The following is a 20,012-nucleotide window of genomic DNA, read 5'->3' on the forward strand; positions in this document are numbered from 1 at the left end:
AGAAGCTATGGAGGGTATCGAGAGCTTGACTGAGAAGCATAAAAAATCCGAGTTCCTGAATGAGAACTCGGATTCTGACATCATCAAAAGATCGGTCAAACGATCCTTAAATGATCGGCATTACGCCAAATGGCGGTATTTAATCGAGTTCTGATCTACCAAACGCGTAAGGCTAGGCCCTTAAGGTAAAAGCCTTCTGGGTAGGCGGAGCCGATGGGGTGATCTGCCGCCTGGGTTAGTTTTTCGATGATCTGGGCATCTCGGCCCGCATCCAGCGCGGCGTCCGCGACGATCTTCTGAAACAGAGCGGCTTCCATCAGCCCGGAGCAGGAGTAGGTCAGCAGGATCCCGCCGGGTTTCAGGCATTTCATTGCCACCATATTGATGTCTTTGTAGCCGCGACAGGCTCCGGGAAGCTGCGCCTTATTGTCCGCAAATTTAGGTGGATCCAGCACGATCACGTCAAACTGCTCGCCTTCATCCCGGTACTTGCGCAGCAGCTTGAAGACATCGGCATCCAGGTTGGTCAAGCGTGCGGTGTCCAGACCGTTGAGCTCGGCCGTCTGCTGGGCAAGCGCCAGTGCCGGCTTGGACACGTCAGCGTTGATCACCTCGCTGGCACCGGCTTTGAGTGCGTAGGTGCCAAAACCCCCGGTGTAGCTGAAGCAGTTCAGGACTCTCTTGTCTTTGACATAGCGGCTGGCGGCCAGACGGTTATCACGTTGGTCAATATAGGCCCCGGTTTTGTGTCCATGCTCAATATCGACCAGCAGCTTCAGGCCATTTTCCTCAAACGGCATCGGTTGCGCTGGCAATTCGCCATGCAGCAAGCCTTTGACCGGTTTCAGTCCCTCTTTTTTCCGGACGTCGACATCGCTGCGCTCGTAGATAGCACATTGCGGGTATTGGGCCTTCAGCGCTTCGAGCAGTGGCTCGCGATGGGTATCGGCACCGGCGCTGAGCAGTTGGCACACCAGTACGTCGGCGAAGCGATCGATGGTGATCCCGGGCAGGCCATCGGACTCACCGGCCACTAAGCGGTAGCCGGTCAAGCCGTCACGGGCGATCAGATCGTCACGGCCAGCTTGTGCCCGGGCCAGCTTACGGGTGAAGAAGGCTTGATCGATCGCTTCGTCTTTGTCAAAGGTCCAGATCCGCACGCGGATCTGGGATTCCGGCGAGTAGGCGCCACGACCCAGCCAGCGGTTGTCACTGGCGTATACCTCAACGGTATCGCCCAGGCCCGGTTTGCCCTGCACGTCGGCGACGCCATTGGAAAACACCCAAGGGTGGCGGCGCAGCAGGGATTTATCTCGGGCTTTTTTCAGAATTACTTTGGCGGTCATGGCTTCGGATCCAAAGGGAGAAAATAAATGAGGCCGGATTGTAGGCGTCATGCCGATGTCAGGCAAGCCATCCGCAGTGAAAAGCACCGACAAACAACCCGTTTGGTTACTCGACTTTCATTATGGTCTTTGTGGCACAATACGCCGGTTCAATTCATGTGAGAGATTTTAGTGAAAGACACCAGTTTTGATGGCCGCGCCGCCAAATTCGCCAACAACATCTATGGCACCAGCAAGGGGAAAGTCCGCGAAGCGGTGTTGTGGCATCAACTGGAAACTCGGTTGCTGCCGGCGTTGCCTGCAGGCTGCCGGATCTTGGATGCCGGTGGCGGCCAAGGACAGATGGCGATGCGGATCGCCCTGGCCGGGCATCCGGTGGTATTGACCGATCTGTCCGATGAGATGTTGGCGATGGCGGCGCAGCGCGCCGGCGAGCAGGGCGTGTCGGACCGTTTCCGCTTCCTGCAGGGGCCGATCCAAGATCTGATGTCACATCAGCTGGGCCAATTTGAGGCGGTGCTGTGCCATGCGGTGCTGGAGTGGTGTGTCGATCCCAAGGCTGTGGTGGCGGTGCTGGCGCAGCACATTAAGCCGGGGGGATATCTGTCTTTGGCCTTCTTTAACTACCAAGGCGCCGAGATGCACAATCTGGTGGCGGGCAACTTTGATAACCTGGGTGAGGCGATGACCGCCAAGAAGACCCGTCGGGTGCGGATGGTGCCGCAAAACCCGCAGCGCAATGAGGATGTGATCCGCTGGCTAAACGAGCTCGGTTTGACGGTGGAGCATCAGTGTGGGGTGCGGTGTATTCACGATTACCTGCGCGACAAATCTCAGCAGCAGACCGATTTGGCGCGGTTGATTGAGTTGGAGTTGGAATACTGCGACAAGCCCCTGTATCGCGAGATCGGCCGCTATACCCATCTGCTGGTGCGTAAGCCCGTCTAGCCAATCAGGGCGTTGTTGCGCCCGAGTGACGGATCGCACGAGGCGATCCGTCGTTGCCCTGGCCGGAGCGGGCAGGGCAACGGGTTTTGGGGTGAGTGTGGGATCACAATTTGTTCGGACTGAGCAGATCGAGCACCAGATGGGTGGTGATCTTGGTGCCCTTTTTGATCGCGTTGAGATCCACCTGATAATCACCGTTGTGCGGGACAAACGGCACGAACTCGCCGCGGGCCCGCGCAGCATCGAACAGTTCTGGTGCGGCGGTACCGATATTAATGTAGGCGATCTTTACCCCGGGGACGTTTTCAACCAAGGTCGTGGCATCCTCGGAGCCGGCCATGGAGAACTGTGGAACCACCTTATCGACAAAGGGAGCGTCGCGCAGTTGCTGTTGAATGCTGTGCGTCAACGCTTCGTCATTGACCACCGCGATGGCATATCCCTTGTGGCTATAGGTTGGCATCTTGTCTTCATCTACGCGATTGGCAACGGCGATGCTGTCTGAGATCCGCTTGATCCCCTCCACCATCACCTGATGCACTTCGGTGGTGGAGAAGTGCAGTTTTAGCTTCAATGTGGCTTCAGTGGGGATCACATTGTTGTCCACCCCGGCGTTGACCGCGCCGATGGTGAGTACGGCGGTTTCAGCGGGATCGGTAAAGCGCGAGACCACGGTTTGCAGCTGCGTGATCGCCTGCCCAGCCATTAACACCGGATCTTTGGTTTCTTGTGGGGTCGAGCCATGACCCCCCACGCCATGGAAGGTGATGTCGAGGTGTTCTGAACCTGTGCTGATCCGGCCGGGGGAAGCCACCACGGTGCCGGTAGGGAACGGGATGGTGTGCATGGCCAGGAAGTAATCCGGCTTGGGCACAGCATGGGTGGTATAGAGGCCATCATTGACCATGGCGATCGCCCCTTCGATCGGCTCTTCGGCAGGCTGGGCCACCAGCACCAGAGTACCGGACCAAGCCTCTTTCTGCGCGGCAATGGTGCGCGCCAGCCCGATCAACCAGGTGGTGTGGGCGTCGTGGCCACACATGTGTGACACATGGGTTTCGACGCCGTCCAGATTGGTCACCTTGACGTTGCTGGCGTAGGGCAGGCCCGTCACCTCCTCGACGGCATTGGCGTCCATATCGGCGCGGTACATCAGGGTTGGCCCCTCGCCGTTGCGTAGGATCCCCACTACGCCGGTGCCGCCAATGCCGGTTTTGACTTCAAAACCTAACTGCTCTAATTCAGCGGCGACGATCCCGGCGGTTCGGTGCTCCATAAATCCCAACTCGGGATTGGCATGGATATCTTTATACACCGCTTGCAGGTGTGGGGTGTCGGCGTTGATAAGGCCAAGGTAGTGGTCGCTGGCTAGGGTGGGAGCACAGAACGTGGCCGCCATCATCAAAGCACAGAAACGGCGTTGGGCCCGCAGGGAAATCGTCATTGAAACTCCAATTTAAGGTTTAGGTGAATTCACGGACAGGCATAACGATGGCCCGCTTAAACAACAAGTTACATTGGATAATTAAGACATACATGCTCATAATGTAAGGAAATCCCCTACATTGCTGGCTGGTTGATGATCACCCTTGAGCAGATCCACAGTTTTCGTCAGGTCTATCAAATGCGCTCTTACAGCGCGGCTGGGCGCGCCTTAGGCAAAGAGCGCAGCACGGTGCGCGAGCACATCGGGGCGCTCGAGGACATCGTCGGTCGGCCGTTGTTTACCGTGGTAGGCAAGCGGGTGGAGCCGACGTCGATAGCCGATCTGCTCTATCCTAGGGCACTGCACTTGAGCAAGCAGGCGCGGGACTTCCAGCGGATGGCGGAGTCTTTGTGGGATACGCAGCTGACCGAGCTTACCTTGCTGCATGATCCCGCCATTCCCGCTGAGATCCTAGTGGCCATTGAGCGGCAACTGATCGAGCGCTGTCCGACATTAACCCTCTGTTGGCGCGCGGAAACGCGGGAGGTGGCGTATCAACACCTGGTGGCTGGTTCGGCCCATATCGCGTTAATGGCAGCCGAAAACAAGAACATGACGGTGACGGAGATCCTTGCCATCAATCTGGGGGCTTTGGCATTTGGCGCCTATATCTGCCCAGAGCATCCGTTGGCTGCGACAAGCGAGATCACCGTCAATGAACTGCGCTCGCTGACCCAGTACCTGATCTGGAGCGGGCGGGGTGGGGGGCTTGGCGCGTTCCAACTGTCGGATCAGTGCCATTTCGTTGGTGACTGCACCACGCAGATGGCCATGATCCACGCTGGCGGCTGGGGGATCCTGCCGCGCAATACGGCCCACAACTGGGTGGCGCAAGGTCGGCTCAAAGAGCTGAAGCCGGCTGAGTTGCTGCAGTCCTATCAGGAGAGGATCTGCCTCTATTACAGCTTAACCGGCGAGCGCTACCCGGAAGTCGCGACGGCCATCGACGTCATTAAGTCCGTCGCGCTCGAACAGCTAAGCTGAGCGGACTCGAGTATCCGGAGCATGTGAGCACCTAAAGCGGTGTCCGAGCTTATTGGGCTAAGACAATGCGACAACGCCCAAGACCTCTGGCTATCTACAACCGTGGCGCCGATCCAGGATTGGCGATCTAGAGTGGATGGCAGATCAACGGCAGATCGTGGGCGGCCCATTGCTGCTGCATGATGGCCAGTTGCTCGGCTTGCAGTTGCTGCCAAAGGGCATGCAATGGTCCGTTCGGGAGCGCATTTAGCTGGGCGTGCAGGTTGCGCTGTTTGTCCCAGCTAGCAGAGGCATTGATGGCCTGTGACCAGCATGCAGCATTCGGCGCAATGAAGCCACAAGCGCCAAATTCCTGAGCCAACAGTAGGCCCTTGGCGTCGAGATCAGCAAACAGCATCACCTGACAATGGTCATGGGCCATCAGATAACGCTTAAGGTTGCGCGCCTGGCGATCGTGGCCGCGGTAGAGCGCTGGCAAGACGGTCAGCTCCGGCGGCAGAGAATAACGCTCGAGCTGCAAAAAGGTATCCCAGTTCTCCACCAGGATGATCCGATCGAAAGCGGGCAGGCGGCGCCAATCCAGTTGCAATGTGGCGCTCTCAGGCAGTGGCTGAGCCTTGCCTTGGAGTCGTCCATTGCCCCAGGTGAGTTGAACCAAGTGCTCACCGGGATCGTCACGGGCGAGTTTCTCATGGCTGGTGAGCCGGGCAGCCCCGGCGCGATCGGTCTGTTTCAGTTGATCGGACAGTTGGCGTAGCTCGATGGTCTGCAGCGCATGGCGCCACTCCGCTTCGAGCCGGGCGAGCTCCTCTGGGCGATAGGTGAGGCATTTTCGGATCGGATCGATCCGGCCAAACTCATAGTGTTGATGCAACTGCAGTAGGGCTTTGTTGAGTTTTGCGCTGCCGCTGCGATCCCGCAGTAACTTGTCTAATGCGTTGAGTTGTTGCCGGTTCATCCTGTCGTGCGCTCCGGGTTATGTCGTCGGCTAGGCCCACTGTAGCGGATCTCACCGGCGATTGAAGAGCGCAAATTAATGTCGCCGGTTGCGCCAGCTCGCAAACTCAATTCATACTGTCGTTTGAATTGAGCGTGCCATGCGGGGAGCCATCAAGGCGATGCAGTTACATGTGATCGAAGGGTATATCCAAAGCCTCTATCTGGTTGAGTACGACCATGGCCTGTTGTTGCTGGACGGTGGTTGCCGCTCGGACGTGGGCACCGTGTTGCGTTTTATCAACACGGAGCTTGGTCGGCCGATCGGTGATCTCACGTTGGTGGTGGTGACCCACATGCATCCTGACCACGCCGGGGCAGCCACTCGCTTGCGCCAGCTGACCGGCTGCGGGATCGCCACCGGTGAAGCGGGCGGGCATTGGTATGACGGGCTCGAGGGGCGGTTGATGCACTTGACGGATCTGCTGCTGGCCCGCTGGGTAGCCCATCGACTCAAGCGAGCCCACCGTCGGCTTTGGTATCCCGCCATCTTAAAGGCGGATCACTATCTTGCCGATGGCCAGCCGCTCCCCGGTTTTTCGCAGTGGCAGGCGCTGTCGACTCAGGGCCACACGGATCGGGATATCTCTGTGTGGCACCCGGACAGTGGCCGGGTGTACGTGGCCGATCTGATGGTCAAGGTGAAGGGGCGTTTCATTCCGCCGTTTCCGGTGTTTCATCCCAATCGCTATCGGCGCTCAGTTGAGCGGATCGGCGCATTGCAGCCACGTCATGTCCTGTTGGCGCACGGCGGTGAGGTGCAGCTAACTGAGGCGGATTATCAATATCTGCAGTCGAAGGCGCCGCGCTGTCCACAAACCCACTGGCGCGCGGTTAAGGCACGATTCCAGCGGGTATGGACCGGCAGCTGAGTCGAAAGGACGTCAACGAAGGACGTCCACGCTGGCTAACGCATCTCAAACAGTTCGCGATGAAAGTCGATGCGTGCATTGTGTTTGCGAACCGCCGCTTTTAGGGTCAGGCCGAAATGGGTCGGGCCGCAGAACCACACTGCGGTGTCCTGCCAATCGGTGACGACGGCGTCGAGATCCTGCACGTCCAATCGATCACGCTTTGCCGAATCGATCACCTTCAGTTGGATCCCGGCCTGCTGCGCCAGACTTTCCAATTGGGCGATGCTTTCCGGACTGGCCGCGCGGGTGCAATAGAACAGGGTGATCCGCGCTGGCTGTTTCTGTGCTGCGGGCTGGTGCGCCAGCGCATCGAGTCGGGCGGTAAACGCGGCGAGGCCGATACCACCGGCGATCCAGATCTGCTCGCTGGCACTGTGGTCAAAGCCAAATTGGCCGTAGGGGCCTTCGACGGTGACGCACTGGCCAGTCAGCGTGCCGGCTTGGGTTTGCTGCAATAGCTCCGTGGTATGATCGCCCAGTGCCTTAATGCTAAAGCTGATCTTACCGTCGCCGCGGTCGCTGGCGGACAGGGTGTAAGGGTGTGGTGACTCCCCTTTGAAACCCAGATAGGCGAACTGGCCATCACGGTGGCCTGGCCAGCGGCCATGGGTGTCGACTGTCAGGCGGATAACGGAGGGATCGGGCTCGATCTCAGCCTGGGTGATCTGGCCATGGACTCGGCGACGGCGGCCGATCCGATCGAACAGGCTAACGACGGCGGCCACGCTTCCAAGCGTCATCAATAACGCCAGCGCAATACCGTTGGGCGTCAGCCATTGATCGAAGCGCAGCAGCACCACCGAGTGGAAGACGAAGATCAGGTAGGTGGCGGCGATCAGTTTGTGGCTGTAGCGGAATAGGCTGTAGCGGACCCGTTTGAGCAGGGACAACACCAATAGGCCGAGCAACAGGTAAAAGGCCCATTCACCGGCGATCTCGGCCAGCTTCTTTTGCGAGCGCAGCAGCGCTTCGATGCTGGCGGGGTCCAGTTCAGGTCGGGCGCCCCGCTGCGGCCGTTCTAGGATGCCTGAGCGAACCAAGTACTTGGTGCCTTTGGCCCAGTACCAGTGCAGGGCGCCGACGACCAAGGTGGCGATCCCCAGCCATTTGTGCAGCCGATAGGCCTTGTCGAGCCCGCCGGTGATGCGCTCAATGGCGGGTAGGCGCAGGGCCAGCACCATGGCGACACTCATGATCCCCATCAGCAGGACACCGGAGTATTGGACGACAAAGTAGCGGATCGAAAAATAGCTGGGTTTGAGCCCGCTCAGATCCATCGAGAGGAGCCAAAGTAGGGTCAGGGTGGTGAGCAGGGCCAGCAGGATAGAGCGGATTGGACGCATTGTTTTGATCTCATGGCAAAGGAGACACCGGCGCGTCGAGTCACGATCAGCGCGCCATCCAGTACGCAGTGGGGACAGGGTAACCCGCCCCTCAATGCGCAGTGTGTCAACCGTATATTAAGCTGTATCTATTTGTATTGATGTTAGTTATTACAAGCTGATGGTGGTGGCAAGACGCAGCATACGTCCTTCGCCTAGGCTCACGTCACTGTAGCTGCCGCCCCCGATGTAATCGGTATCCAGCAAGTTCTCCACATTGAGTCGCAGGTTGATTTCATGGCTGCCCAGAGCGGTACGGTAGGATGCGCCGGCGTCGAGTCGCACATAGGCGTCCTTGACGATGCCATTGGCACCGGCGATCACCTGTCCGTTTTGCACCACTTCGCCTAGGTTGGCAAAGCGCTCGCCCTCGTACGTGAGTCCCAGGTTCAGGGCGGCGGCGTCATTGAGTTGATAGCGGGACCAGAGGGAGGCGGTCCACTCTGGTGCGTCGATGGGGGTCAGATCTTGATACTCATCGTGCTCGATGTATTCGGCGTCCAGATACATCATGGAGCCCATCACGAACCAGTGCTCGGTCACCTGACCCTGAGCGGAAAGCTCTACCCCGCGATGGCGCTGCTTGCCGCCCTGACGGGTGATCTGATCGGTCTCATCGTCGCCCACGCCAGGCAAGCTGCGAGTCATCACCATATCGGTCATCTCGATATCGAACAGGGCGCCGGACAGCAGCAGACGGCCTTCGTTCAGATCCCATTTGCCGCCCAATTCCCAGGCGCGGGCGATGGTGGGATCCAGCAGCAGGCCGTAATTGGCATCATCCTCGTCGGTGACGGAGGAGTTGGGCTCAAAACTCTCGGAGTAGTTGAGATAGAGGCTGGCATCAGCCATCGGATGGAAGATCAAACCGGCCCGAGGCAGGAAGGATTGGCTGTTACCGCCCTCGATATCTTGACTCATCCGGTCGAAGCGACCGCCGATCAACACCTGCCATTGATCATTGAGGGTGATCAGATCCTGCAGGTAGAGGCCATAGTAGTCGTACTCGGTCGGCGTGCCCTTAGTCACTCGATTGAAGTCCAGATCCGGCATGATCGGCGTGCTCGTCCCGATCGTCTGAGTGGTCCAAGAGCCTTGATCGCGTCGAGTTTGGTAGAAGTAACGCAGTGCATTGGCGCCAACCAACAGCTGATGGCTGATCGCCCCCGTGGTGAAGTGACCGGTCAGATCCACGTAGTAGGTGGTGAACTGCCAGTCGTCTTCGCGATCGAAGGCGCGGTACTGATAGCTTTGGCTGTCGGCATCGTAACGTTCGTAGTTCGGTGAGGAGTCGAAGCGCTGGCGGTAGAAGTCTTGCTGGTTGTAGCCCAGTTTCAGATCCCAGTCGGTGCTCAGATACAGATGTAAGTCGGCGCCATAGTTTTCGATGTCGTTATCGGTAAAGGACCAAGGCATGTCCCAGATCATGTCGCGCTCGCCGATCACCTGGCCTTCGCCGTCCAGCCAAGCACCGCGATCGATCCCGGCTTTATCCTGGGTCCGATCATAGTGTGCGGACAACATGCCATAGCCGCCCAGATCGGCCTCAAGATTGAGGTAGCCGAGCAGACGGTCCCGTTCATTTTGCTCGCCATTTTGGAAGGTACGTGAGTAGACACTGTCTTGCTTGACCAACACACCACGATAACGAACGTGGCCTTCGTCGTCGATGCGACCACCCGCGTCCAATTGGTAGCGGGTCCCGCCTTCGCCATCAACATCAAACGCCAACTCGGCAAAGCGTTCGTGGGTTGGCTTTTTGCTGACCATGTTGATCAGGCCGCCGGGGGCGGATTGACCGTACAGCATGGAGGAGGGGCCTTTGAGGACTTCGATCCGCTCCAGTGTTTCCATGGGTTGCACATAATGGGACCAATGCTGATGACCGTTACGCAGGTAACCATTGCCGGAGGCCAGCTCGAATCCGCGCAGGTTAAACACCTCCCGGTTCCACTTCTTTGAGCCCGCGGTCACTGAGGCATCGTTACCCAATACCTCACCTAAGGTGGTGGCCAGTTGCTCGTCGATCACGATCTCTGGGATCACGGTGACGGACTGTGGCGTGCTCAGCAGAGGAATGTCTCCGCGCAAAGCACCACTCGCGGAATCGTTTTTGTAATCGTTAAAGGCGAGCCCTCGTACCTTGATGGTTTCGACGTTGGCCAAGATCTCTTGGGCGAGCACCGTGGGGCTCAGCAGTGCAGCAATGACAAGGGGGAGGGTGCGAGGGGACATGGGAGCTCCGACGGGTAGATCGCGAATGATAATTACTTGCAATAGGCCGCATGGTAATCGGAATTGTTCTCATTACAACTTGGGGTGGTGACCTTGTGACCGGGATCACTATGGCGGTGGGTCAGTTTGATTTTGTTTAGAAATTCGGTGCGGATCCATCACCATGCGATCGTGAATCCGTGTGATCTTGTTTGGCGGGGAGAGGGCGAAGCGCGATAGACACGCTCTCTTGCTATTCTCGTGCGTGTGGTTTGCTGTTTGGCGGCGCTTGGGCTCGGTAAGGAGCCGATAAAAAAGCCGACTCAGGCATGGGATCCTTAGTCGGCTTGTGCGGCAGATCCGGTGTTATTGCAGCCAGATCCGCACATCTTCGATGTATTTGACCCCAGAGAAGATGGGATCGTCGCGCAGATCGGGATCCAGCCCGAAGTGTTCTCGCTGTTCGGCGGGCAGGCTATCGAAGTTGCCGATCACCTGGTAAAGCCAAGCTTCCTGTGGCCACGCCAACTGCTGTTGCTCATGGTACTCCAGCGCAGAGAGCTGCTTGGCCTGATCGATGACGGCACAGAAAAACTCGTCCACATCCTGCTTAAGCCCTTCATCGGTCAGCTCAAACGCGGCCGCTTGGCCTAAGGCAAAGGCGTCGGCTTGAGCCTGCTTCTGCTCTGCGGCGGTGCGTTCGCGTCGGCGGATCAAGCCCACCAGCTCGATCAGCGCGCGCTCCTCGTTGCCGTCGGCGACATCGACGGAAGCCGGAGCCAGGCAGCGCTGACCCTGATTGAGCAGGGGCGGCACATTGACCCGGGCAACGTGATCGTCCACCTGATAATCCGGGTGCTGCTCGCAGTGAAGCAGGAAGCCCTTAAGTAGGCGGGTCCGTCCCTGGATCTCGCGGAAGCGGCCCAGTAGCGCCAGCAACCGACTCTGCACCACGGCCAGCTCGCCGGTACACTCCACCATGGTGTGCTGCAAGCTGACCACCAAAAGGCGGCGCAACTCGCGGGCGTCACCGGCCAGCTCGGCCAGCTCATCGAAGCGGAACAGCTCCAGACTGCCGAGCAGCTCACTGACCTGATCTTGGGCTAGCTGGTTCTCGCGGATCTTGGCGTCCATGGTGCCGACGTAACCGAACTCGTTGTTGATCCGTGACCAAAGGGAGCGGGTGCTGTGGCGCAGGCTCTCCTTGAGGTGGAACACCAATTCGGCCAGCTCCGCCAGATAGGCGTCGGCGGCCGGATAGTCGTGCAGGTGCTGCGCCTCCTTATAGTGGCGGGCCAACGTCTTGATGGTGGCCAGCGCCGAGCCGACGTTGGTGTCGACCTGGCGGCCCTTTTCATCCTTGAGGGCGTCCTCCAGCATGGTGCGGATACTGGGCGCCAGACGCAGTGGCTCGTCCGCTTCACCGCGGCGCAGGACACCGGCGGCGGTGAGTTTGGCCACCGCCTTGGCGTTGTCGGCGGTTTCGTCGACGGTGCCGGACAGGTAGGTGTCCATCAACAAGTCGGCGTTGCGGGCCAACTGATTGAGGAAGGACTTGCCGACTTTGTGCAGGTTGCTGCTCACAGCAGATCCTCCTGCTGCATTGCCTCCGCCTTCTGCTCTAGGGCCAGGCTTTCGGTTTCGTCGATAAAGCGCAGCACCTCGTACAGGTATTCGATCTTGCCGGTGGCTTGGTAGATCTGCTTCTCGACGTTGGGGCGGATCAGGTAACCCAGCTCGCACAGGCGCTTGAACACCTGCTTGAGCTGGCCATCGACGCTGGTGGAGGTGGAGTTGAACAGGCGGTAACGGGCGATCTTGGCCAGTTGCTCCGACAGGGCGGGGACATCCTCGATGGTGCTTTGCAGCTCATTGAGGCGCACCCGCACGCCTTCGCTGAGCGGCTCGTCGCCGGCACCGGCTTCCTGCACCAGCACCATCCAGTTCACCAGTGGCTGCAGTGAGCCGACCAGTTCATTGAATTGGCTGCCGATCACCTTACGTTCGTCTTCAGCCAGATCGATGTAGCTGCAGAAGAACACGGTGTCACCCGCGGCGCTGGTGACGGTGCGGTTGAGGATCGCCAGATGATCTTTGACCTGCTGGCGTTTGTCGTCGTTTTTGAGCAGCTCCCAGGCCGCCTCGTCACTGATCCGACAGATAAAGTTGCCCTTGAGCAGGGCCTCGATCACGCGTCCGGTTTCGGTTTTCATGCGCTTTGCTCCTGCTCTGTGGTCTGGCTACGGGCTTTGAGTCGGGCAGCGATGGGGCTGACTTTCGGTTGCACCACCTGCAGCTGCCGGGTTTGTTTATTGATGATGTAGCGGTTCTCGAACAGGCTCAGCACCTCGGATTCCGGGTTGGGGAAGGCGCCAAGCACGGCGATATAGTTCTTTTCACAGGCGTCGAAGATCTTCTTCACATTGACATGGTGCAGGGTGCCCAGCTCATCAATGGGCCAGTGAACGATGGCGGTGGAGTTGCCGCGCAGCAGGCGGGTAAAGGCCAGCAAGAATTTACACAGGATCAGGTAGGCCATGCCGTGGCTGGAGGACTCGTTGAGCTGGCGGTCGGTGCGGATCACCAGATCGGAGTTGCCTTCGCGCAGGCGCAGCTCGATCTCCAGCAGCTTAGCAACAGAGCCGGTGAGGGCGGTCCGGCCGATCACCTCCAGCGCGCGGCGCAGCAGTTGGGCGTACTCTTCACCGGGCAGGCCGGCAAAGTCCTGATCGCGCCAGGCTTGGTGGGCCTTGATGAATTCACTCAGCTCATCCCAGAAGTCGAGATCGGAGATCCGTGAGCGAATTTGCACTGCCGAGCCGGAGACGCCGTCGAGGAACAGCTCTTCACCCACCTCGCGGGTGATCCGCTTGGACTGGGTGCCGATCCGCTTGTCGATGTCGGCCAGAACCGAGTAGTAGCTCTCCAGATCGATGCCGAAGGTCTGGCCGGTGCTGCGCAGCACCTCCAGGCGCTGGGGCACGATGTGGTTCATCATATGGCGCAGGTGGCCCATCATCTTGATGTGATCCAGCTTGGCGACGCCGCTGTCGGCAGTCTCGATGCAGTCGCTGCGCCACTGCTCCCAGTTGGCGGCGAGTTCGGGGCCGGCCTTCTGGCCGATCTGACCGTCGAAGTGATCGATCTGCTCGCGGATCACCCGGCGATGGCCGTCACGCTGCTCCAGCTTCTCGCGGGCATCGCGCAGGCGCTCGTCCAGCTCGCCGCTGGGCAGGTATTCGCTCGGCAGGGGTGCGCCGCCTTTGGGGCCCTTGAGCTTGAGCTTGGTCAGCTCGCTGATCAACTCATTGAGGCTGGCCATCTGTTCGTTGCCCTGAGCGAGATCCCGCTCGGCCTCGGATTGGGCGGTCTTGAGCTCCTTGCGGATGGATTTGAAGTTGCGCTCCAGTGCCGAGAGGACTTGATCCAACTCCAGCACCTCTTGGCGTGCCTTCGCCAGCTGCGCCAGCTTTTGCGGTTTCTCCACCGAGAAGGGGCCCTTGAACCAGATCTCGTAGTTCTTCACCTCGTCGCGCATGGCATCCACTCGGGCGATGGCTTGCTCGCGCTGGCCGATCTGCTGCTTCAATGCGGTGATCTGGCTGTCGTCGACGCCTCGGGCCTTCAGCTCACTTTGGTACCAGCGCTCACATTCGGCCAACTCTTCGGCTTTTTGCTCGCGGCGGGCGGTGAGATCGGCGCTGATCTGCTGCAGGTTGTGCTCGACGCCGCCGAGACGATCCTGCCAGAAGGTTTCCTTATCCATGCGCGCTTCGAGCTGCTGCTCCTTGAGCTGCTCGATAAAGCCGTCGAACTCGCTGCGCAGCCGGGCCAGATCGGCCTGGACCGCTTTGAGCTGCTTCTGGCTGGCCAGTTTGCGCTCGGTCACGGCCGCGCGGAACTGCTCGGTCTGCTGCTTCTTCTCGTCGATCAGGCGGGTGTGTTGGGATTTGGTGTTCTGGTACTGGGTCTGGGCGCGGATCACCGCTTCGGACAGGGCCTGTAGCTCGGTCTGTTGCGCCGCGATCAGGGTTTCCAGCTCCGCTTGGGCTGCGCGGGCTTGCTCGAGGGCGACGCGGGCCTGCTCGGCCTGTTGCTCCAGCGCATGCTCGTCCTGGGCATAATCCGGCGCGTCGATGTTGGCCAGCTCCAGTGCCACGCCATACAGGCCATGCACATCCGCTTGGGCGGCATTGTCGAGCAGCGCCGGTTTGAGATCGCCTCGGGCCAGCAACTCAGGACGGATCACCTTACCTAAGGTGTGGATCCAATCTGGCTGCTCCTGACGTAGGAACTTGAGTAGTGAGTGATCCTTGGGGAAGCGCAGGGCGTCGATGGCATCGAACTGCGACTGGCAGTGACTGACGTTGCGGCGCAGGCCATTGAGCTGCTCCTGCAGCTGCGCCCGCTCGCTGCGCTTGGCCTGTTCCTGATCGCGGGCCAGATCCAGCTCCTTCTCAGCCTGTTGCTGCTGTTGATAGGCCTGATCGATGCGCGACTCGAGCACATCGAGGGCGCGGCGCTCGTCGGTATTGAAACCGGCGCCGTCGATCTGGATCTGCAGCTTTTGTTGATCCAGCTCTAGGGCCTTGAGCTCGCCATGGTGGCGCTGCTCGGCGGCGGTGCGCTGGTTGCGGAAGCCGTCTTCCAGCTCCCGCATCTGGTTTTGTTGCTGCTGTTTCAGATCGGCCTGCTGGCTGCGGGCCTGATCCTGACGCTCGCGCAGGGCTTCCAGTGCGGCGTTGTTGCTGATCTCGATCTGGCCGCGACGCTCGTTATAGGTCGCTTCGATGTCGCTGTGCTTTTCGGTCAGCAGCTTGGCACGGCCGCGCAGGGACTGAAGATCGGCACGCCACTGGGGCAGGGCGTCGAGATCCCGTTTGATCTGCTCGATCTCCAGATCCAGCCAATGCTGATGCTCATCTTCGATGGTTTCCAGCCGCGTTTCCAGGGTGTCGGCGTCGGCCTTAGCATCGGAGCGGGCGGCCTTCTTTTCGGCGGTGTCGGCTTCGTAGTTATTGGCCAGCTCGGTCAGCTGGGCCTCGGCTTCACGCTTTTCTCGGCTGCGCTGCTCAAGGCGGGTTTGCAGGCCGATCTTGTCGTTGGCAAAGCCATCGGCCAGCCCTTTTAGCTGCAACTCGCACACTTCAAGTTGATCGAAGCGTTGCTCGAGTTTGCTGAATTGAGGGCGGATGGTTTCGAAGTGGGCCACCAACTGGCTCTCTTTGATCCACTCCTCGACCCGGGCGGGGTTCAGGCGGGTCTGCGGGGTTTCTACCCCGTCCTCTTCCAAAATGGCGGCAACCATCTGACGGATGGTCTCCATCTTGCCTTCTTTGGAGTGCACCGCGCGCACCAGCTTTTCCATGTGGCGCAGGGTGGCATTGGACTCACACAGGGAGAACTGTTCGGCCAGACGACGCAGCTCGCTGCCGTTGCTGGCGGTGGCGATCAGGCTGCGATCGTTCTGGATCACCGCGCGGTAGTCTTTGACGCTGCTGATGGCGTTGGAGAAGGCCACGCCCTGCTCACGGAACACGCGGCGCAGCTCGGTGGCGTTCCAGCACACCACCTTGTTGTCATCGGTGCGGGACTTGATGTAGTCGTTCATGTCGAACGCCTTGGCGACGAAGCGGTACTGTACGCCTTTGCCATCGCCGGCCGAGCTCATCACCGCCTGTGCCAGGCTGTCGTCCGGACGGATATATTCGTAGATGATAAAGCTGGATTCGGTCGGCAGGTACCAACGCTCGAAACTGTCACGGGTCGCGGGTACGACACGGCTGGGGTACTCGCCATAGAAGACGGGAACCAAGCGCTGCAGGGTGGTTTTCCCTGAGGCGTTGGTGCCACAGATGTTGGTATGGCCGTGGGTTTTCAGCTCTACCTCACCGGGCAGGTGTGTGTTGATCAAGATGATCCGGTTCAGTGTCGACATAGTTGGTTGCCTAAATCTGCTTATTTGCTCGAGAAACGTCATCTTTTTATGACTTTGAACGAGCAAAAAGTGCTCTGCTGCCAGATTATCTTGCGCAGAGCTCGAAGTCCGTAAAAGGGTATCTTAACACTTGATCTGCCGTTCGATCTAAACGCTCTCGTGAGAGTGGTTTGTTCGCTGATTTCGTGTTCGGTTAAAGGACATACACGACTAAAATCAGTCAGATATAAATTTTCAATGAAAATCACTTGTGCTTGAGGTGTGGATCTAATAATTAGACCCCGCATTTGACAGCTACGCGTCAAAGTCGCATCTTGAACCCCATTTTAATTTTCGTAGGGCAGCCGTGTGTTTGGAATTGGGAAAAGCGTAAGCGAAGCTGATCGGATCCGCCGACAGAATCGTCGCTTACAAAGCCAGCTGAAAAAGCGTCAGTCGCAGGCCCCAGTGCGACCACAAGCACGCCGTATCAGCCCGGCCAACCCGACACCGAGCTGGCTCTTGGCACTCAAGCCGACCCCTAAGGCGACGCTGGCACTCTCCGGGATCAGTTTTGCTGTGGCCGTGGCACTGTACTGGCCTGAGTCGGAGCCGGTGACCGTCCCCTTGATCACCCCAGAGCCGATCGAGATCCCGCGCCGTGCGCCAGTGCAGGCGCAGGTGCAAAGTGATCCTCAGATCATCGATGAGGCCGAACAGATCGCCACTGAGCTGGCTTTGGCGCTGCAACGCGAGGCCGAGGAGGCGGAGGAGCGCGCGCGATTGGAGGCGGAAGCGCTGGCGGCGCTGCCACTGACTGAACGTCCGGCGCAGTTGGAGTATTCGGTCAACGTGGGCGACACCCTAAGTGGGATCTTCAGTCGCTTTGGCATTAACCAACGCCAGATGTACCAGGTGTTGGAGGCGGATTACGCCTACTTGGCACTGGATACCTTGATGCCGGGCAACCGCTTGCGGTTTTGGGTGGACGAAGCGGCCAATCGCCTTGAACAGCTTGAGGTGGAATTCGATATGGCGCACCGGGTGGTGTTTAGCCGTCATCAGGAGAGCTTCGAGGTTGAGGAGATCATCCTCGAGGGCGATTGGCTGGCGTCTTCATCGGAAGTGGCCATCCACGGCAGCTTCTCGCAAGCGGCTTCTCGGGCGGGTGTGCGCAGCGCCGAGGTGCAGCAGATCACCGATCTGTTTAAGGACAAGCTGGATTTCCGACGTCAGTTGCGCGCCGGAGATACCGTGCGGGTGCTGCGCGAGTCGCAGTCGATCGATGGGGTGGCGACCGGCAAGCATCGCTTATTGGCCGTAGAGTTTGAGGGGCGCAACTGGCTCCAATCTGCCTATCTGCACAATGACGGCAGCTACTACGACGAGGATGGTCAAAGCTTGGCGCGGGCATTTATGCGACACCCATTCTCTCGGGACCATCGGATCAGCTCGCGCTTTAATCCCAATCGTCTGCATCCGGTAACGGGCCGCGTTTCGCCGCATAACGGTACCGATTATGCGGCGGCGACCGGTACGCCGATCCTGGCAGCGGGTGATGGCGTGGTCGGTCGGGTTGAGGATCACCCCATTGCGGGCAAATATGTGGTGCTGGAGCATGGCGGTCAGTACCGTACCCGCTATCTGCATATGTCTCGGATCGATGTGCGCCGAGGTCAGAGCGTAACCCGGGGTCAGCAGATCGGTGCGGTGGGCGCGACCGGCCGGGTAACTGGGGCACATTTGCATTATGAGTTTCATATCAATGGTCGCGCCGTCGATTCGCTGAATGCGCGGATCCCGATGGCGACGGCGGTCGCAGACAGTGACAAGCAGTCCTTTTTGGCGCAGGTCTATCAATACCAGAGCCAGATGACGGATCTGATCGCTCAAAGTCAGGCTCGGCCAGAGCCTGAACCCGACAACTCGTCCTACGGCGAGTGAAGATCAAGCGCCTACGGGCGCTTTTTTTCGCCTCGCAGGATCCAATCGACTTGGCTCGACGGAGCCTACCACAGCCCCACCGGTTACCATTGTTGCGCGACAGCAAGCGTAACCGGCGTCCAGTGTCGTTCAGGGGGAGAGGCTGCGGACTCGGTTACTGCTGGCGATATGTCGGTCAGTTAGGCCCGCTGGGCGCCTCAGGATGGTGGGGCGGGAGCGCGCTGATGCGATCGGATCAGTCAGTCATACCGGCTTGCGTCCTGTGGTTGCTATCAGCAAGCAAAGGTTTAGTTTGTGCACAAAGATCGCTAAGAGGAGAAAAGGCATGGCAAAGAAAATCGTCAAATTTGAATACGAGAAAGAGACCAAGAACAGCGTTCGCTATACCGAAGTCCCTGACGAAGGAACGGCGCCGATCATGGGAACCTTGTATGTGCAGAAGTGGTTTGCAGGCAACAGCAAAACCCTGGAGATCACGATCGAAAAAAAGGACTGAATGCCTTGAAGGGATCGTGCTGCAGCCCGAGCTTGAGCGCCAATTCTGCCACGGTGCGGCAATCGCGCAGCGGGGCGTTGGTGAAGCGGAGCCTGATCTCGGTACGTCCGGTTGAGACGTCGCGAATGCTGGGATAGATCTTGAGTTTGTTTGGCAGGAAAAAAGCAAAAAAAAACCCGCTCAAACTGAGCGGGCGAAAAAAACTTACTGTTGCGCAAAACCGAAAATTACTGAGGAAACGGAACATTTGCGACTTACGAGACGCCATGGAACTGCTAACTCCCTCACTAGGCATATGTGAGCGTCGTCTCGTTGTTGATGGGAAAAAGTATACGAAGAGTTGCGAACACTGAACAACGATTTATGATTATTCTCGAATGATTTGAATTAATGCGAGTGAGCCATGTTAAGCAGCGCCATTTTATCCTCGATGTACTGTTTTTCCAGTGCAGCAAGGCATCTGAGCTTTACCAAGGCGGCCGAAGAGTTGCACTTAACCCAAAGTGCGGTGAGCCATCGCATTAAAAAACTTGAAGAGCAGCTGGGGTTTAAGCTTTTCTTGCGCTTTAACCGTCGCTTACAGTTGACCGAGCAGGGCCAAGGATTGCTGGCCGTACTGGAAAACTCCTTGGGGGATCTGGACTCGGCCATTCGCGATCTGCGCCAGCAGGAGTTTACCTCCACGGTGAGCATCGCCGTGCCCCACAGTTTTGCCCGCTGCTGGTTGGCGGAACGCCTAGGGGATCTTCACTCTAAATACCCAAAACTGACGCTGCAGGTGCGCGCGCAGAGTCGCAGCACCGATTTTCAGCATGAGAAAGTGGATGTGGCGGTGTATTACGATCTGCCCGAACGGCACAATCTGCACGAGCAAGAACTGTTTGATGAGTTCCTGGTGCCGGTCTGTACCGCGGAGTACGCCGATCAACACGATCTTTGGCAAAATCCGGATGGCTTAAGCGGTTGTTTGCTGTTGCACGATGAGACCGCGTGGCAGGGCACCGGCTTTTATACCGAGTGGGTCTACTGGGCGCGTGACGCCGGGTTAGCGCATCTGGATGTTGAGCGCGGTTTTGTGTTTAACCGGGCCGATCTGGCCTACCGGGCAGCGATGTCGGGCCAAGGGGTCGCGATTGGGCGCTGGCATATGGTGGCGCCCCAACTGGCGGCCGGTAATCTGGTGGTGCCGTTCGATGCGTTTGTCCGGGCCGCGCAACGTTATCTGATGGTGTGCCACCCGGATCGAACCGAAGTGCCGGCCATTAAAGCGATGTTTGAGTGGCTATCTGAGCACGCGCAAGAGAGCATTCAGCAACGGGAGCAGCAACGCAATCGCCTGAAATTCAATCAGTGATTGACGTGGTCGGGCCTCAGATCGGCTGTAA

The 20,012-nt window shown here is 58.7% G+C and carries 15 protein-coding genes; 6 read left to right on the forward strand and 9 right to left on the reverse strand.

Features of this window, described 5'->3' with window-relative positions:
• Nucleotides 1-155 precede the first annotated feature (155 nt).
• Complete coding sequence (locus ABEA08_RS14580; protein ID WP_345336075.1) at nt 156-1,346, reverse strand: class I SAM-dependent methyltransferase; 1,191 nt, start codon at nt 1,344-1,346, stop codon at nt 156-158.
• A 171-nt stretch (nt 1,347-1,517) separates the two neighbouring features.
• Here ABEA08_RS14580 and ABEA08_RS14585 point away from each other — a divergent pair, with 171 nt between their 5' ends.
• Nucleotides 1,518-2,294: a methyltransferase domain-containing protein gene (locus ABEA08_RS14585; protein WP_345336076.1), complete on the forward strand. Its 777-nt coding sequence runs from the start codon at nt 1,518-1,520 to the stop codon at nt 2,292-2,294.
• Between the two features lie 103 nt (nt 2,295-2,397).
• On the opposite strand, the gene ABEA08_RS14590 is transcribed toward ABEA08_RS14585, so the two are convergent.
• The gene (locus tag ABEA08_RS14590) at nt 2,398-3,738 is read right to left on the reverse strand and encodes an amidohydrolase (protein WP_345336077.1); all 1,341 of its coding nucleotides are present in this window, start codon (nt 3,736-3,738) and stop codon (nt 2,398-2,400) included.
• A gap of 135 nt (nt 3,739-3,873) precedes the next feature.
• Between ABEA08_RS14590 and ABEA08_RS14595 the strand changes: the two genes are divergently transcribed.
• A complete protein-coding gene (locus ABEA08_RS14595) occupies nt 3,874-4,764 on the forward strand; it encodes a LysR family transcriptional regulator (RefSeq protein WP_345336078.1) in 891 nt (296 codons plus the stop codon).
• 127 nt (nt 4,765-4,891) lie between these two features.
• On the opposite strand, the gene ABEA08_RS14600 is transcribed toward ABEA08_RS14595, so the two are convergent.
• Entirely contained in the window at nt 4,892-5,722 is an 831-nt protein-coding gene (locus ABEA08_RS14600) for a DUF7281 domain-containing protein (RefSeq protein WP_345336079.1), read from the reverse strand.
• A gap of 160 nt (nt 5,723-5,882) precedes the next feature.
• On the opposite strand from ABEA08_RS14600, the gene ABEA08_RS14605 reads away from it, so the two are divergent.
• Nucleotides 5,883-6,632: an MBL fold metallo-hydrolase gene (locus ABEA08_RS14605; protein WP_345336125.1), complete on the forward strand. Its 750-nt coding sequence runs from the start codon at nt 5,883-5,885 to the stop codon at nt 6,630-6,632.
• Nucleotides 6,633-6,667: 35 nt separating this feature from the next.
• Here the strand turns inward: ABEA08_RS14605 and ABEA08_RS14610 are convergent, their stop codons facing one another.
• The 5 genes from ABEA08_RS14610 to ABEA08_RS14630 form a co-directional block, all read right to left on the reverse strand.
• Nucleotides 6,668-8,017, reverse strand: coding sequence for a ferredoxin reductase family protein (locus ABEA08_RS14610; RefSeq protein ID WP_345336080.1), 1,350 nt, complete (start codon nt 8,015-8,017; stop codon nt 6,668-6,670).
• Between the two features lie 150 nt (nt 8,018-8,167).
• Nucleotides 8,168-10,291 (reverse strand): TonB-dependent siderophore receptor, encoded by a 2,124-nt coding sequence (locus tag ABEA08_RS14615; RefSeq protein WP_345336081.1) that lies wholly within the window; start codon nt 10,289-10,291, stop codon nt 8,168-8,170.
• A gap of 345 nt (nt 10,292-10,636) precedes the next feature.
• Nucleotides 10,637-11,854 carry a phosphoenolpyruvate carboxylase gene (locus ABEA08_RS14620; RefSeq protein ID WP_345336082.1) on the reverse strand — a complete coding sequence of 406 codons (1,218 nt, stop codon included), beginning with the start codon at nt 11,852-11,854 and terminating at the stop codon, nt 10,637-10,639.
• Nucleotides 11,851-12,483: a condensin complex protein MksE gene (locus tag ABEA08_RS14625; protein WP_345336083.1), complete on the reverse strand. Its 633-nt coding sequence runs from the start codon at nt 12,481-12,483 to the stop codon at nt 11,851-11,853. Before ABEA08_RS14625 ends, ABEA08_RS14620 begins: the two co-directional genes overlap by 4 nt.
• Nucleotides 12,480-16,208 (reverse strand): ATP-binding protein, encoded by a 3,729-nt coding sequence (locus ABEA08_RS14630; RefSeq protein ID WP_345336084.1) that lies wholly within the window; start codon nt 16,206-16,208, stop codon nt 12,480-12,482. Before ABEA08_RS14630 ends, ABEA08_RS14625 begins: the two co-directional genes overlap by 4 nt.
• 447 nt (nt 16,209-16,655) lie before the next feature.
• Between ABEA08_RS14630 and ABEA08_RS14635 the strand changes: the two genes are divergently transcribed.
• Together ABEA08_RS14635 and ABEA08_RS14640 are read left to right on the forward strand one after the other, a co-directional pair.
• Complete coding sequence (locus tag ABEA08_RS14635) at nt 16,656-18,131, forward strand: peptidoglycan DD-metalloendopeptidase family protein (RefSeq protein WP_345336085.1); 1,476 nt, start codon at nt 16,656-16,658, stop codon at nt 18,129-18,131.
• 325 nt (nt 18,132-18,456) lie between these two features.
• Nucleotides 18,457-18,627, forward strand: coding sequence for a hypothetical protein (locus ABEA08_RS14640; RefSeq protein WP_345336086.1), 171 nt, complete (start codon nt 18,457-18,459; stop codon nt 18,625-18,627).
• Here ABEA08_RS14640 and ABEA08_RS14645 read toward each other — a convergent pair.
• Entirely contained in the window at nt 18,605-18,895 is a 291-nt protein-coding gene (locus ABEA08_RS14645; protein WP_345336087.1) for a hypothetical protein, read from the reverse strand. The genes ABEA08_RS14640 and ABEA08_RS14645 overlap by 23 nt on opposite strands.
• A gap of 135 nt (nt 18,896-19,030) precedes the next feature.
• Between ABEA08_RS14645 and dsdC the strand changes: the two genes are divergently transcribed.
• Nucleotides 19,031-19,981 carry a DNA-binding transcriptional regulator DsdC gene (gene dsdC / locus ABEA08_RS14650; RefSeq protein ID WP_345336088.1) on the forward strand — a complete coding sequence of 317 codons (951 nt, stop codon included), beginning with the start codon at nt 19,031-19,033 and terminating at the stop codon, nt 19,979-19,981.
• Nucleotides 19,982-20,012: the final 31 nt, after the last annotated feature.

The sequence above is a fragment of the Ferrimonas pelagia genome, assembly GCF_039543565.1.
GTDB classification, from domain to species: domain Bacteria; phylum Pseudomonadota; class Gammaproteobacteria; order Enterobacterales; family Shewanellaceae; genus Ferrimonas; species Ferrimonas pelagia.

Bases quoted from the DNA above. Each gene is read 5' to 3' on its own strand.
- ABEA08_RS14580 (WP_345336075.1), bottom strand. From the start codon at position 1,346: ATGACCGCCAAAGTAATTCTGAAAAAAGCCCGAGATAAATCCCTGCTG.
- ABEA08_RS14590 (WP_345336077.1), bottom strand. From the start codon at position 3,738: ATGACGATTTCCCTGCGGGCCCAACGCCGTTTCTGTGCTTTGATGATG.
- ABEA08_RS14595 (WP_345336078.1), top strand. From the start codon at position 3,874: ATGATCACCCTTGAGCAGATCCACAGTTTTCGTCAGGTCTATCAAATG.
- ABEA08_RS14600 (WP_345336079.1), bottom strand. From the start codon at position 5,722: ATGAACCGGCAACAACTCAACGCATTAGACAAGTTACTGCGGGATCGC.
- ABEA08_RS14605 (WP_345336125.1), top strand. From the start codon at position 5,883: ATGCAGTTACATGTGATCGAAGGGTATATCCAAAGCCTCTATCTGGTT.
- ABEA08_RS14610 (WP_345336080.1), bottom strand. From the start codon at position 8,017: ATGCGTCCAATCCGCTCTATCCTGCTGGCCCTGCTCACCACCCTGACC.
- ABEA08_RS14615 (WP_345336081.1), bottom strand. From the start codon at position 10,291: ATGTCCCCTCGCACCCTCCCCCTTGTCATTGCTGCACTGCTGAGCCCC.
- ABEA08_RS14625 (WP_345336083.1), bottom strand. From the start codon at position 12,483: ATGAAAACCGAAACCGGACGCGTGATCGAGGCCCTGCTCAAGGGCAAC.
- ABEA08_RS14630 (WP_345336084.1), bottom strand. From the start codon at position 16,208: ATGTCGACACTGAACCGGATCATCTTGATCAACACACACCTGCCCGGT.
- ABEA08_RS14640 (WP_345336086.1), top strand. From the start codon at position 18,457: ATGGCAAAGAAAATCGTCAAATTTGAATACGAGAAAGAGACCAAGAAC.
- ABEA08_RS14645 (WP_345336087.1), bottom strand. From the start codon at position 18,895: ATGGCGTCTCGTAAGTCGCAAATGTTCCGTTTCCTCAGTAATTTTCGG.
- dsdC (WP_345336088.1), top strand. From the start codon at position 19,031: ATGTTAAGCAGCGCCATTTTATCCTCGATGTACTGTTTTTCCAGTGCA.